This window comes from Synechocystis sp. PCC 7339, from assembly GCF_019924095.1.
Lineage (GTDB): Bacteria > Cyanobacteriota > Cyanobacteriia > Cyanobacteriales > Microcystaceae > Synechocystis.
In genome coordinates, this window is sequence record NZ_CP063659.1 from 2,013,322 (window position 1) to 2,028,065 (window position 14,744).

Genomic DNA, 14,744 nt, shown 5'->3' on the forward strand with positions numbered 1-14,744 from the left:
CATAATTCGTCATTGGGGGACTAGGAGGCTTTAAAAACAACTTCTCAAAAGTTTTGTTTTCTAAGAAATTGAGATGGGAGCCATGGGAAAACGATTAAACCCTTTCCATGGTGGGCTGGGGGCGACTAGTCAGAATGTCCAATAGCAATTGCATTTGGTACAGATTGAGGTAAGTGGGAAAATCCAAATGTCCTTTGAGGAGCATTTCTCGGTAAATTTCTTGACATTGTCGGAGATGTTCCGTCATCCAAGGCGTATTATGACCCTGCCATTGTTGCACCTCAGTTAAACCGCCGATAATTTTGGTTAAATCGTTATCCTGCTGACGATTAATTTCCATGCGACATTGTTCGATGAAAACTTCGTTCATGCCCTCAATTTGTTGATATAAATCCGGCGCTAAATTACCCTCGATCAACATCAAGCGATAGCTCTGTTTTAAACTTTCAATTTCCCTTAACGCTTCCTGGGGATTTTCCTGAGCCGTTGCCCCCAAGTCGGCGATCGCCTGACGATGGCCTACTAGGAATTTTTCCGTTTTACGCTTACGCCAACCCCGAATTAAAAAGCCAATGGTGGTGGTGCTTAACAACATGATTGAAGCGGCTTGTAGGGGTTTATTGTCCTGGAGATAACGTAACCAGGCAATACGGGGGTCCCCTTCTCGATAGGTACGAATGGCCGCAGGATGAATATACAGCAGTCCTTCGTAAAGATTAACTGAACCGTTTTCCGTTGCTAATTTAGGGTAAAAAGAAGCAAATTGACGGGAATTAGCAAAAATTGCCCAGGTCATAAACGCTACCTTCTCTCGACCGACATTGGGCCTGGTCAGTAACGCTCCCCCGGTGGAAATGGTGAGAACATCTTCCGCAGGGAAGGCCGGTAAGGCGCGGTAAGTCCCCTGGGGAATATAGGTTTTGCGGTAGGACTCTGGAAATTGCAAAGTGAGGTAATTAATAAAGCTTTCGCTCAGGGGCACAAAATTAACATCCCTAACGATAGTCAATTGTTCCCGCACTTCGTCGCTGGCTTTGAGCGGCCCCACATAAACCAGCGCATCCAATGGGCTGTCGGCGGCAGTAAAAATTTGTAATCCCAGCCCTAGAGCTGACTGGGTATAGGGTTGAATCTCCAAATTGGTGGAGTCAAATAAACGGGTAGCGGTGAAGTTGATGCCACTGCCGGGGGGCCAATGCTAACTTTTTTGCCTTCTAGATCCCTCAGGGTATTCACATTGTCATTTTTGCGGCCAACAATGTGGGCATATTCTTCAGTCAGAATGGCCACGGCGGCCACATCCCCCGCTTTCATAGCTTCGCTGGCCACATCCAATTGTACCAGGGCAAAATCCACTTCCCCATCCAATAGCCGCTGTAAGTTTTGTTGGGAACCCTGGGAATTTTTTTCATCCTCCACTATTAAATCCACGCTGGCCGCTGATTCCTGAATTTGTTGGCCAATGCGGGCATAGGCACTGAGGTTACTGCCACTGGACAGGGTCACAGTGGTGGGTCTCCTGGTAGTGTAACCAACGAATACCAAGGGAAAAAGGGCAATTACAACCACAGCCCAGCGGAGTCGATGTTGGAGTAATTTCTGTAGGGAAAAATTATTGGCCAATGGGGACAGGGTAAAAAGGTTCAAAACTTGATTGGGTCTCAAGGCTGATGGCTAACGGGGAAGAGGGAAAGCTCGGTCACCTCTAACCGGCCAAAAATAGACTAACTTCACCCCACTATAGTAATGGTTGCCAAGGCACTGTCCATTGTTCCAGAGGTTAGGTTGATTTCCATGCCTTCTTTGGCGATCGCAGTGGCAGGAAATTGCTGTTTAGCCTGGTTTAATATGGTGTCTAGCACGGAGTCGTCATGACTGGGGTCGTGGTGGAAGAGGATTAATTGCCTTACCCCGGCGGCCTGGGCCACTTTCACCGCCTCTTGCCAAGTGGAATGGCCCCAACCCACCTTGCTCACCTGGCGATCATAATATTCTTCGTCGGTATAAGTGGCATCAATGATCAACACATCCGCATCCTGGGCTAACGCCAACACATTGCCATCCAGGCGATCGGGGAAATGTTCTGTATCCGTGATAAAAGCCACCGTAATGCCTTGCCAAGTCATCCGATAGCCCATGGCTTCCCCGGGATGATTTAATGGCCTGGTCCGTAGCTTAATGTCGCCAATAACAATGTCTTCCCCCACCTCCAAATCATAAAAGGCCACAATGCCCTGCATTGTCTGCAAGGGAACGGGAAAATTAGGGTGTAACATCTGCTCATGCAGTCTTTGTTCGATGGTCATGCCATCGGGAGTGGGTACACCATAAACTCGAAAAAAATTGCCCGGGCGGAAAGCGGGGGTAAAAAAAGGAAATCCTTGGATATGGTCCCAGTGACTATGGGTAAAGAAAATATGGGCCGACACTCCCCCCTGGCCTGAAAAACTATCCCCCAACATCTTGATGCCCGTACCCGCATCAAAAATCAGTCGTTCCTGCCCGATCGCCATTTCCACACAGGTGGTGTTGCCTCCATAGCGCACCGTCGTCGGCCCTGGACAGGGGATGCTACCCCGTACTCCCCAAAATTTAATTTTGAATGTCATTGGACTGTCACTTCCTATGGTTCCCTAGCAATGATGGCGGTAACTTCAACTAGACCAAAGGAGTTGAAAGGAAAAGCCTTCGGCAAGGATTGATTAGCGATGTTCTTCTTGCACTTCCTTAATATTGTTTAGTTCGTTGACGTGGCCTAATTGGTCACGGACATCGTCAATAACTAAATTGAGTTGGGCAATTTTATCCTCCAGGCGACGGCGGGCCAACTCAATATTTTCCTCACTATCGAGATTTCCTACCCCCTCAGTGTCCAATTTTTCCTGGTCGGGACTTTGGGTGGCAGCTCGATTCGCCAGGACGGAACCCAAAATTCCCCCCACCACACCGCCAATTACTGTGCCTAATAAAAATCCTCCGCCGAAGTTATCTTTTTGAGCCATGATCTTACTCCTGTTTTTAATCTTTGGGGGGTGAATTTGTAATTATTTGATTACCAGTTTAACGGCGTTATCACGTGCCAAAGCAACGATCTCCGGCATCCCCTAGGCCGGGCACAATGTAGCCCCGGTCATTGAGCTGTTCGTCAATCATGGCAGTATAGATAGTCAAATGGGGGTGGGCATTACTCAATTTCTGTAGGGCAGTGGGGGCCGCCACCACAGAGACTAAACGGATTAAATTGGCATCAACACCCCTGGTCATCAGTAAATCCAGGGCGGCCATGATGGTGTTGCCCGTGGCCAACATGGGATCAAGTAATAAAAGATGGGTACCGGGGGCAAATCGATCCGGCAATTTATTGAGATAAAGGTTGGGCTCTAGGGTAGTTTCATTCCGCACCAAACCCAGATGGTAAATTTTTGCCAGGGGCAACAAGCCCTGGGCCCCTTCCAACAGGGCTAAACCGGCTCGCAAAATGGGCACAATGATAAAGGGAGTTTGGGGGTCAATCAGGCTAGCCTTGGCGATCGCCAGGGGAGTGGTCACTTCTGTATCCACCGTCGGCAACCAATAACGACCAGCTTCATAGGTCAACCAGCGCCCCAATTCTGCCATGGCAGTTTTAAACAAAACCGGCGGCGTGTTTTCATCCCTAGCTACCCCCAACCAATGCTTAATTAGGGGATGCTCCGGCACATAAACACGTAATTGGGAAGCCATGGGAAAACTTAAAAGTTGATATCTAAAACTTAAATTTGGGCCGTTGGGGAATCGCAAAGTTGGCTAAAAGTTAGGACGTGATCTCACCGTCAGCAACAACTCGCCTCAAAGTTCCACTGTAGCTCAGATCGGGTTACCACAAATCGAGGCATTGGGAAGGGAAGGTTTTTCTGCCATACTTTGGGCAGGGATCTCCCCCAAGTTCAACGACAGACAGGCAAGCATTATGAGCAAACAACCATCCTTTGACGGCTGGCAGTCCATTGTGGGGGGGCTGATTGCCGCCCTGTTAGTCCTGCTGAGTTTCAACTCCTTTGTGGTGATTAACCCTGGTCAGGCCGGTGTACTGAGTGTGTTGGGTAAGGCCCAGGACGGAGCCCTACTAGAAGGTATTCATTTCAAACCACCCTTGGTATCTTCGGTGGATATTTACGATGTGACGGTGCAAAAATTTGAAGTGCCGGCCCAAAGCTCAACCAAGGACTTGCAGGATTTGTCTGCTAGCTTTGCCATTAACTTCCGTCTCGATCCCACCGAAGTGGTCACCATTCGCCGTACCCAGGGCACGCTACAAAATATTGTGGCGAAAATTATCGCTCCCCAAACTCAGGAATCTTTTAAAATTGCCGCCGCCCGCCGCACAGTAGAAGAAGCAATTACCAAACGAAGTGAGTTGAAAGAAGACTTTGACAACGCCCTCAATTCCCGTTTAGAGAAATACGGCATCATCGTCCTGGACACCAGCGTCGTGGACTTGGCCTTCTCCCCTGAATTTGCCAAGGCGGTGGAGGAAAAACAAATCGCTGAACAGCGGGCCCAACGGGCAGTGTATGTGGCCCAGGAAGCGGAACAACAGGCCCAGGCTGATATCAATCGGGCCAAGGGAAAGGCGGAAGCCCAGCGGTTACTGGCGGAAACTTTAAAGGCCCAGGGGGGGAATTAGTCCTACAAAAAGAGGCGATCGAAGCTTGGCGGGAAGGGGGTGCTCCCATGCCCAAGGTTTTGGTGATGGGAGGAGAAGGCAAAGGGACGGGCGTTCCTTTTATGTTTAACCTGACTGACCTGGCCAACTAACAACAGCAGAGACTTTATGGTAAGGAGTGGCTACCCTGACTGACCATTGGGGGCCACTTCCCATAATCTGATAGCGCCATTTTTTCCACTGAGGTTCCCCATGGCAGATAGCGAAAATATTGCCGAACTCCAGCCGGTGTATACGGGCACCATTCTTTATCCTTCCCCCAGTCCCTATGCCCTGGCCATTGCCCCTTTGGTCCAGCTCAAGAAAATTTTCCAATCCCTCTACACCAGTCTATTAAAAATAATGTGGCAGGAGTTGTGGGCGGGGGAGGTGCAAAACAACGAAGCTTTTAATCTCATCCTTTTTTTGATTTTTTTGCTTCTTGCTTGGCTAACGTTTAGCTTTCGTACCGCTAGTCAATGGTTATTTACTTTATTTTTTATCTTTTGGTTTATTGACAACTCCATCAGCCAGAGAAATTTTCAGAGGGGACATTACATTCGTCGGGTTTATCTCCGTCTCAATAGAGCTGGAAATTTAAGTTGGCAACTGCAATTACCCCAACGCCCTCCCCTTTTAATGGAATTTAATCCAGGGCAAGTGCGAGCTATTGGTGTACGACGGCGAGAAATTAGAGGCGGAGCCTTTCAGGATAAGTTGGCGACGGTGTGGCAGGGGCAACTACTTCTGTACGATGGTTCTGATTGGATTTTTGAGGAAGATCAAAACCTTGATCGGGTGCTAGAGGCGATCGCCGTAATTCAAGGACTACTACAGGAACTGGTGCCGGTGGGTTTTGAAGCTAGCCATGGGCCGGGAGCCTATGCCCTGAATCCCATTACAACCCAGGAGGAGATGCAGCTATTGCAACAAGGAAAAGGGGTGGGGGTAAAAAGGACAGAACGTAAATGGCAGATTTTTTCCCGTTGGCGTTGGGGGGATTCTTGGCTATTAATTCAACAAATTTTTCGGGAATCGGGTTTCCTGTTATTTGTGATGTTAATGATGGGATTTATGGTGCAATTGGGCGCCATTTTAGATGGTTTTAGACGGGCTTTTGCAGGGGAGATGGTTTACGTTGAGATACCAACTAATTTCGGTCTAATGATGCCCTGGCAAGATTGGCGCATCGGTCTACCCCTATTGCTGGCGATCGCCCTTATGATTTACCGGGGCTGGCGCCTTAGTCAGGTTAAGTACTGTGCTGTGGATCAACATTTTGTGCGGGCAAATTTGGACCATTACCCCCTGGGAAAAGTACCCACCGACGCAGTGGAAGCCGTATTGACAGTGGGACAGAAAAAGCCAGAAATTTTGGTCTTAACCGCCACCCGCAGTCTAGTCATTCCCTCTTTCCAGCGGCTAGAAGAAGCCCTGACCTATACCTGTGTTCTCAGCAAGGCGATCGATGCATTTATCTTGGCCAAACGTCAAGCAGAAGCCACTGAAACTACCATACATCCAACGGAATTTGCGGACGAACCTTAAGCCGCACCAATACGCCAGTCAAATTATCGTGGCCATTGTATTCATTGGCCGCCTCCATTAATTTTCTCAGTCCCCGGTTCACATCTTGGCTGGAGCTAACATAGGGCAGGAGTAATTCTTGCCAATACTCCTCGACAAAATCATTGTCGGAAATGCCATCGGAACAGAGCAGAATCAGGCAATCCTCTTCAATTTCAAAGATTTTTACATCTGGTTTGATATAACTACTACTGTGGGGGCCTAGGGCTTGGGTCAACTGATAGGCATCGGGGCGGGCATAGGCCAACTCCGGCTCCAGCCCGTTGAGGATAGCTTGCTGACCCACTTCATGATCCACCGTCAACTGCTCTAAACCGTTTTTGCGGGTAATTCGGTAAATACGACTGTCCCCCACGTGGGCGATCGCCATGGTGGTGTCCTTCACCAGCATCATCACCAGAGTGGTACCCATGCGGCCACTGCCGGAGCTGGCATTACTTTGATTAACTTCGTAAATTTTTTGGTTAGCTAGACCAATACCTTCGGCAATGGTGTTTCTATCCGGCAACTTATTCGCCATAACAACTTGGAAATATTCCAGCAGGGTTTTGACCCCCATTTGACTGGCCACTTCCCCGGCCGCATGGCCTCCCATACCATCACAGACCACATAAATTCCCTGGGCTTTGATGGTCTTGCCATGGTTATTGCGATGGGTTTCCACATCTGTGGTGATACCAAAAAAATCTTCATTATGCTGTCGGTGCCCACCCCGGTCAGTGTAGCCCGCATCCACCAGACTGATTAACTGCATGGGCAGTACCGCCGTGGGGACATCGTCCACCTCTTCCGAGTCAAACACATTGGCATCGGGCATGGTCACCGGGTTACTACCGGAGGAAATTTCCTCTCTTTGCAGGGCGTTTTCCCCACTTTTGATCGCCGCAAAAACCTCATCTGGAATCTGCTCAAAATCCACTTCATGGATGGTAAAATCTTCCCTTTCTTCCTCCACCGTAATTACCAAATCTTCGATGTCCGTAAATAAATCGTCCATATCTTGGTACTCACCCTGGGCCGCCTTTTGCAATATGGCCAATAAATCCTCTCCCGCCGAGGGCACTGGACTAAAATAACCATGTAATAGATCGCCAAATTCCTCTAGGGAAACCGGAGAGCTGCCATTGGCATAAATTTGCTCTAGGGCGATGTTTTGGTCTTCGTCCACCCGCAGATTTTTCGCCATCAATAGCCCTTTACCCCAGCCGGCTGAGGCAAGTTGATGCCAGAGTTGGAAGAGTTGATTAATCCAGAAAACCATCTCCAACCCAGGCAGGGAGTCCCCTTCTTCCCGCAGAATATCTGCCAACACATCCCATTCGGAACGGTCTTCCATTAACACAAAACCACAATCTCCGTCACACCAGGCATCATAGGCTTCCGGGATTTTGGGCACCAACTCTGGAAAGCGAAAATAAGGAATAATCGCCTTGGGTAAATTCAAGCTCGACCAAGTGTCATCGGCCATAATTTCCCCATCGGACATTTGGGGTAATCGGGCTAACAGGTCTCCCTGTTGGGATAATAATGCTTTCAGTACGGACGGTTGTAGGGGCTGGCAATCTACCACCTTACTTTTGACCATAATTTGTTCTCCTCCCCCGGACTCATCAATGGTAAATGGGTTTTCCTCCACGGAGGTGAGTAGTTGGTAACGTTGACCCACATCAATGAAGTTTCCATAAAGCTTAATTTGTTGGGGATCAAAACTCTGTTCCGTTTCCCCATCTGGGCCCACCGTCACTGGTACTGTCACCAACACCGTTAATATCTGACCGGCGATCGCCCCACAATGGGGACAATGGGCCTCTCCGTACTGCACCATTTCTCCACAATGATTACAGGGACGTTCCTTCAGAGACGCCCCACATTTTTGACAAACACTGTCACGGTTAGGATTTTCGGCGGAGCACTGGGGACAAATCAACATAATTTAGGCGAGACGCAATAGACTGCGGTAACTGGGACAAATGACAACCAGTTTTTTCCAGAAAAGGCCCCACTTTGCCTATAAAACAACAATCAAGCTGCGCCGGGACAAAAACCGTGACTACAGGCGAGGAGGGGAGATTTCCAGGGAGACGCTAATTTTTCAAGACCATCTCCTCCATGGTAAATACCTTATCTCAAAAATCAGACACTACTTCAATAAACTCTGCTTTTGTCGGCATTACCTCACTTATTGAACGGTTTAGCCAGTTCTTAACACTCATTGTTGGTGGTATGGCTCCCCTAACGCCTCATGTGGGGTAAAGACTTTATGTAATGGTGCAATGGTTTGATGCTCGTCAATTTAGGAACCAGAATATCGTCGTTCCGGAAACAAAGTTAAGAGCAATTGATTAATATAAACCTGACCCACCACGGGCGGCTTTTCCTTGATTTCTTCTGGGACTAACGGCGTAGTGGTGACCACAGTTGGAGCGGTTGGTACCGATTCCCTAGGGGGTTGATTGGGGGGAATATGTTCCTGTGGTTGGGCCGGATCTGGCATTGTTTCCTTTGCCATGGATTCTTTGGGTTTATTAGAGGGGGAATCCGTCCTAGGGGCAGGGGGGTCGTTGTCCCAGGGGGAAGGAATCGGGGCGATGGGGTTTGCTATCGAAGCGGAATTTTCTTCGGTAACGCTGTCACTAGTTGGAGCACTGGCGGTTACCGTCTGGGCACTGACAACCCGATTAATTAGTAAAGATCCAGGGGGAATCAGGGCCTGGGCATCAATGTTCTGTTGAAAAACTGTGCTCCGGGAACCGAGGCAGGCTGTTTGTCCAATGGTCACTGGCCCAATGAGCAGACAACCAGGGGCGATCGCCGCCTGAGCTTGGATTTGGACATCACCGGCATGGGCGGTAATTACACTGCCTAAACCAATGCAGACCCCGGCGTCAATGGTAATTTGACAATCCGGAGCCGCTTCTAAAATAACTCCCGGAGCAATCACCGCTGTTTCGTGAATGATCACGTTACCACTCACAAAATATTCAGAAAGACTAACACTGTGAACGGGCGGTAACTGCATGGCAAAATCCGGAGGGCTGGTCGACTAGTGGTTACTAGGGACGCTGAATAATGGTTTCCAACACCCGTCGTTTCGCCGCAGGATCGATGCCCAGTAAGCGGACATATTCGCCATTGTGGTCTGCCAAGCAACCTTCTAGGGCCCGTAACACTTCCGACTCGTGGGTGCTGTTGATGGGGGCACAACTCTGCCAGGATTTGGCTTTAAAGCGGCGCTTATCCGTATGTTCGGTGCCAATTTTGTAACCCTGGGCCAGGAGGGAACGCACCTGGGTGACCACACTATTGTCTAAACGCACAGCGGAATTACCATAGCTGCTGCCGTTGCTACCGCCAAAGCCATTGCTGGAAGCACTACCAGTGCCACTAACGCTGGCTGAAGATGGCGATCGCCCGGAAGTAACATTATCCCCCGGACGTTGGATAATTTGTTCTAGTACCCGTCGTTTCGCTCCCCGGTCAATGCCGATAATCCGCACATACTCCCCGGCATGGTCAGCGAGGCAAGCTTCTAATTTGGCTAAAACCTCAGCTTCCCGACCCCCATCAATGGTGGGACAGGTATCCCAGGATTTGGCTTTAAAGCGCCGTTTATCCGTGTGTTCGGTGCCAATGCTGTGACCATTAGCCAGTAACCCCCGCACCGTTGCTACTACCTCTGGGGTTAAACCACCACCGCTACTATTACCGGGGGCACTCACTGGAGCGGATTTGTAGGTGCCGGCGCTGCTAGCACTGCTGGACTTACTGACACCATTGCCATTGGGACGGTGTACAACAATTTCTGCCACTCGCCGTTTACCTGCCGGATCAATGCCGATAATTCGCACATACTCGTTGGTGTGGTCAGCCAGGAAACGATTCAATTCCTGCAGAGCTTCCCCTTCCCGATGACTGCTAATAATCCCCCCGGTCAGCCAAGAGCCGGTTTTGAAGCGACGGGCGCTGGCATATTCCAAGCCGATCTTGCAACCCTGATGTAACAGAGCGCGCATCTGATTAGCACTATCCCCAGCTAAACTGCCTCCTTGGGCCGCGGTACTCCGGCTGGCACTACCACTACTCAAGGCCTTGGTCGTGGTGGTGCCCCGACTGGGGGAACCGGGTACATCGCCGGGGCGCTGAATAATCACTTCCACTACCCTGCGTTTGGCCCCCTGGTCAATGCCAATTAGGCGCACATATTCCCCCGCAAACTCCTGGAGCCAACCTTCCACCGTGGCGATGACTTGGTCGGGGCGGAAACCGTCGGCGGTGCCACAGCTCTGCCAAGATTTGGTTTTGAAACGTCGTTCGTTGGCGTGCTCTGCCCCGATGCCATAGCCCTGGGCCAGGAGGGAGCGGATCTGGTTGGTAATGTCAGAATTAATACTCATGTTGTCTATGGAATCTATATAGGGAGTTTCGGTAACGGGGGTAACAGCAGGGAGGGACTCCGGTAAAACACAGACGGCGGGATTACTCCCCTGGGTTGGGGAGGCACTTTCCCCTTGCATGGCCGCAATCTGCTGGACAAAATGGCGATCACCAGCTTGTACATCCGGCAAACTATCCGCTTGGTGTTGCTGGGTAATCATGGCACCGGAGGGCACCAACTTGTTGGGGGGGATTTCCACATTCTGGACGAGGGAATGCATCATCACCACCGCCCCATCCCCCACCCGGGCATTGAGCACAGTAGAACGGAAACCAACGAAGCAATTAGCGCCTAGGTAAACCGGGCCGTGAATCAAAGCCAAATGGGCCACACAGGTGCCCGGCCCAATCCAAACAGAATATTCCTGGTCATCGTCCCCCAGCACCCGACCAGTTTCTAGGCCATGAACCACCACTCCGTGCTGAATTAAAGCATTATTGCCAATCCAAAAGGGGGTGCCCTCGTCGGCTCGGATGGAGCTACCAGGGGCAACACTGACCCCAGGTTGAATGCGCACATCCCCCACCACATTGGCAAACGAATGCACGTAGGCCGTCGGGTCAATTTGGGGGTCTGCTAAATGTTTGGACCAAGGCCTGGAAGCCAAGGCGGTGCGAGATCCCATGCAATAGTTCCTCCTAGATACAGCGAACAACCAGCCCAGGGGCTTTGCCAGCACTGCATCGGGTTCAAATACGTCCCAAGCAAAACCCTATTCCCCCAGTGGACAGGAAGGATGGGAAAAAGGGGGGAGCACTATCTCCTATCATCCCTCTTGTTATAGAGGGAGCCACTAGCTACATTAACTGTGTCGATAATGCCCACCACCATGGCATCCAAAGGGCGATCGCCATTACCCCGTTCCTTGCGGGCGGCACTGCCCCGGGCCACTAGCACCCATTCATTCAAGCCTGCACCCACTACATCGCCAGCCACCTCATAGCGTTCTAGGGGTTGGCCTTTGGTGTCGAGGAACTGAACCAGGAGCAGCTTGACGCCGGTCAAATTCGGTGTCTTCGATGTACTGACCACGGTCCCCAAAACTTTGGCAAGTTGCATGGCTTAATTGGGCTCAAAATTTACAGGGAAAATTAGCGGCGGATAATGGAAGGATTGACGATTTCCCGGAACTGTTCCACTGCTTCGGTGTAGCGAATGGGAAGAACATACTCCAGGTTTTCGTGGGGACGGGCAATAATGTGATTAGACAAAACTTCGCCACCGTTCACCCGACGGATATTTTCGATGCCAGCGGTAACGGAGGCTTGCACCTCAGACACGTCACCCCGCACAATCACGGTAACTCGACCGCTACCGATTTTTTCGTAGCCCACCAGGGTAACCCGGGCGGCTTTCACCATGGAGTCGGCGGCCTCCACAACGGCGGGAAACCCAAGGGTTTCAATCATTCCAACTGCAATTGACATAGGTTTAAGTTACTCCCAGGGAATATCAAAATCAAAAAATCAAAATTACGCTCATTAGCGCCTATGGCTCCGGCTCGGCAGTCCCAGCTATTCTGTGTAGTTGACTACCGATCGCCAAGCAAAGGGGAATTAATATGTCCGAAATTGTTCAACTTCTTCGGTGTAGCGAATGGGGAGGACGTATTCCAGGTTTTCGTGGGGACGGGCGATGATGTGGGTGGAAAGCACTTCGCCACCGTTAACTCGGTTAGCGGCTTCGATGCCAGCGGAAACAGAAGCTTGTACTTCGGAAACATCCCCCCGCACAATGACGGTAACCCGACCGCTACCAATCTTTTCGTAGCCCACCAGGGTAACCCGAGCGGCTTTAACCATGGAGTCGGCCGCTTCTACAACAGCGGGGAAGCCACGGGTTTCGATCATTCCAACTGCAATGGACATGGGGGATAATCTCCTAGAATCGTGAAAGTGCGGGCAAAAGTTAGCAGGCGAGTTCGACTGTGGTCAGGGGCAGAGCCGGATCTGGCCATTCCCACCAAGGGATCAAAGCCCAGAACCCGATTGATTGCCTAACAGTCCACAGTAACAGCTTTGGTGAACGGAAAAATCAAGAGAATTTCAGAATAGGTTTTAGAAACCCAAGAGAAACTCCCGATACAAAAAGTATCGGCTCTTGACAGCTTTTCCTGCTGTTGAGGTCGAATTTAGGAGGATAAATAAAAAATTTACGGAAATCTGATTATTTACCCTATGAAAAGCATAGGAAACCTTGGGCCCTTTGACAATATAAGTGATTATGATAATTTTTAATTCAACTATTCAGCATTACTAATCAAAAAAAATCAGGGGGTGATCGCCGCTGCCGACGCTCATTTATATGATCAATTAACCGATGGCTATGGGCACCTAGGGGAGATCCGTTTCCCCCATTAAGTAAAGGTCACAGGCTTTGGCTGCCCCCCGACCTTCGTTGAAAGCCCAGACCACCAAACTTTGGCCCCGACGACAGTCCCCCGCCGCAAATACACCGGGAATACTGGTTTCATACTGGCCATATTCAGCTCTGATATTGCCCCGGGCATCCTTATCCAAGTTCATTGCATCCAAGAGGTAACTTTCCGGGCCGAGGAATCCCATGGCCAACAGCACCAATTGGGCCGGTCTGACCTGTTCCGTACCTGCTACTTGCTGGGGAATAAATCGTCCCTGCCCATCCTTTTCCCAACGGACATCCACCGTGTGGACCGCCTTAACCCGGCCTTGATCGTCCCCTTCAATTTTAGTGGCAGTGGTGAGGTAACTGCGGGGGTCGTGGCCATAGACGGCGGCGGCTTCTTCCTGGCCATAGTCCATTTTGTAAACTTTGGGCCATTCTGGCCAGGGGTTATTGGCGGCCCGATCCTCAGGAGGTTTGGGCATAATTTCCAATTGCACTAGGCTTCTACAACCGTGACGGAGGGAAGTGCCCACACAGTCGGTGCCGGTGTCCCCCCCACCGATAATCACCACGTCTTTGTCCTTGGCACTAATAAAATCCGGGCCCGGAGCTTTATTTAAAATTGCTTTGGTATTGGCAGTCAAAAATTCCATGGCAAAGTGAATGCCTTCTAATTCTCGACCCTCAATGGCCAAATCCCTAGGCCTAGTAGCCCCAGTACAGAGCACCACCGCATCGTAATCCTTGAGTAGGCCTTCTGGAGGTAAATCCTTGCCAATTTCCGTATTGCAAACAAAGGTAACTCCTTCTGCTTCCAGCACGTTCAACCGGCGGAGCACTACTTCTTCTTTGTCCAACTTCATATTGGGGATGCCATACATCAGCAAGCCACCGGGGCGGTCTTCCCGTTCGTAAACCGTCACCCAATGGCCAGCTTTATTCAACTGGGCGGCGGCGGCCAAACCGGCGGGGCCAGACCCCACCACCGCTACTTTTTTGCCAGTACGCTTTGCCGGTGGCTCCGGGGTTACCCAACCTTCCTGCCAACCCTTTTCGATGATGGAATATTCGATATTTTTAATAGTCACCGGGGGATTGTTGATGCCCAATACACAGGAGCCTTCGCAGGGAGCTGGACAAACCCGGCCGGTGAATTCAGGAAAATTATTGGTTTTATGGAGTCGGTCTAGGGCTTCCCGCCACAGGCCTCGATAGACTAGGTCGTTGAATTCTGGGATGAGGTTATTGATCGGGCAACCACTGGCCATGCCACTGATCAAATTACCGGTGTGGCAAAAGGGCGTGCCGCAATCCATGCAACGGGCCCCCTGGGTTTCCACCTGTTCGTCGGGCATGGTTAGGTGGAATTCGTCCCAATTCCTCAGGCGATCGCCGGGGCTTAATTCTTGGGGTGCTTCGCGGGTATATTCCAGAAAACCAGTGGGTTTGCCCATGCTCGTAGTTACCTCTTGTGGTGGGGGCCATCGCCATAAATTGGGGGTTAAGCCTAGTTTAAAGCAGTTCCCAACCAATGGAGGGTAACTTTTATCGAGATTTGCTGGCCATGTTGCTTTTTGTTACAAATCACCGATGGATCAGTGTTAAAGTTTGTTCGATCAAAAACCAGAAAAAAGCCCCCACCCAGCCGGGAGGAGGCCTAATTGAGAAGGAATT

General features: G+C 50.4%; 11 protein-coding genes and 2 pseudogenes. 2 read left to right on the forward strand and 11 right to left on the reverse strand.

Features of this window, described 5'->3' with window-relative positions:
- Nucleotides 1-94: 94 nt before the first annotated feature.
- The 4 genes and pseudogenes from IQE94_RS09525 to upp all read right to left on the reverse strand — a co-directional run bounded on the left by IQE94_RS09525 (nt 95) and on the right by upp (nt 3,723).
- Nucleotides 95-1,569, reverse strand: a pseudogene (locus IQE94_RS09525) (TAXI family TRAP transporter solute-binding subunit).
- Nucleotides 1,570-1,730: 161 nt separating this feature from the next.
- Nucleotides 1,731-2,609, reverse strand: coding sequence for an MBL fold metallo-hydrolase (locus IQE94_RS09530; RefSeq protein ID WP_212717792.1), 879 nt, complete (start codon nt 2,607-2,609; stop codon nt 1,731-1,733).
- A 93-nt stretch (nt 2,610-2,702) separates the two neighbouring features.
- Nucleotides 2,703-3,002 (reverse strand): hypothetical protein, encoded by a 300-nt coding sequence (locus IQE94_RS09535; protein ID WP_212717793.1) that lies wholly within the window; start codon nt 3,000-3,002, stop codon nt 2,703-2,705.
- A 70-nt stretch (nt 3,003-3,072) separates the two neighbouring features.
- Entirely contained in the window at nt 3,073-3,723 is a 651-nt protein-coding gene (upp, locus tag IQE94_RS09540) for a uracil phosphoribosyltransferase (RefSeq protein ID WP_212717794.1), read from the reverse strand.
- 226 nt (nt 3,724-3,949) lie between these two features.
- On the opposite strand from upp, the pseudogene IQE94_RS09545 reads away from it, so the two are divergent.
- Nucleotides 3,950-4,797 (forward strand): annotated as a pseudogene (locus IQE94_RS09545) (prohibitin family protein).
- A gap of 100 nt (nt 4,798-4,897) precedes the next feature.
- Nucleotides 4,898-6,232 (forward strand): hypothetical protein, encoded by a 1,335-nt coding sequence (locus IQE94_RS09550; RefSeq protein WP_212717797.1) that lies wholly within the window; start codon nt 4,898-4,900, stop codon nt 6,230-6,232.
- Here the strand turns inward: IQE94_RS09550 and IQE94_RS09555 are convergent.
- The 7 genes from IQE94_RS09555 to gltD form a co-directional block, all read right to left on the reverse strand.
- A complete protein-coding gene (locus tag IQE94_RS09555) occupies nt 6,195-8,201 on the reverse strand; it encodes a serine/threonine phosphatase (RefSeq protein ID WP_223341807.1) in 2,007 nt (668 codons plus the stop codon). The two genes, IQE94_RS09550 and IQE94_RS09555, sit on opposite strands and share 38 nt — an antisense overlap.
- Before the next feature lie 363 nt (nt 8,202-8,564).
- Complete coding sequence (locus tag IQE94_RS09560; RefSeq protein ID WP_212717800.1) at nt 8,565-9,290, reverse strand: hypothetical protein; 726 nt, start codon at nt 9,288-9,290, stop codon at nt 8,565-8,567.
- A gap of 34 nt (nt 9,291-9,324) precedes the next feature.
- Complete coding sequence (locus tag IQE94_RS09565) at nt 9,325-11,331, reverse strand: ribulose bisphosphate carboxylase small subunit (RefSeq protein WP_212717802.1); 2,007 nt, start codon at nt 11,329-11,331, stop codon at nt 9,325-9,327.
- A 131-nt stretch (nt 11,332-11,462) separates the two neighbouring features.
- On the reverse strand, nt 11,463-11,765 hold the full coding sequence (locus IQE94_RS09570) for a EutN/CcmL family microcompartment protein (protein ID WP_194016050.1): 303 nt from the start codon (nt 11,763-11,765) through the stop codon (nt 11,463-11,465).
- 32 nt (nt 11,766-11,797) lie between these two features.
- Nucleotides 11,798-12,133, reverse strand: coding sequence for a carbon dioxide-concentrating mechanism protein CcmK (locus IQE94_RS09575; RefSeq protein WP_010871405.1), 336 nt, complete (start codon nt 12,131-12,133; stop codon nt 11,798-11,800).
- A 129-nt stretch (nt 12,134-12,262) separates the two neighbouring features.
- A complete protein-coding gene (locus IQE94_RS09580; RefSeq protein WP_010871406.1) occupies nt 12,263-12,574 on the reverse strand; it encodes a carbon dioxide-concentrating mechanism protein CcmK in 312 nt (103 codons plus the stop codon).
- 465 nt (nt 12,575-13,039) lie between these two features.
- Complete coding sequence (gltD, locus tag IQE94_RS09585; protein ID WP_212717804.1) at nt 13,040-14,524, reverse strand: glutamate synthase small subunit; 1,485 nt, start codon at nt 14,522-14,524, stop codon at nt 13,040-13,042.
- Nucleotides 14,525-14,744: the final 220 nt, after the last annotated feature.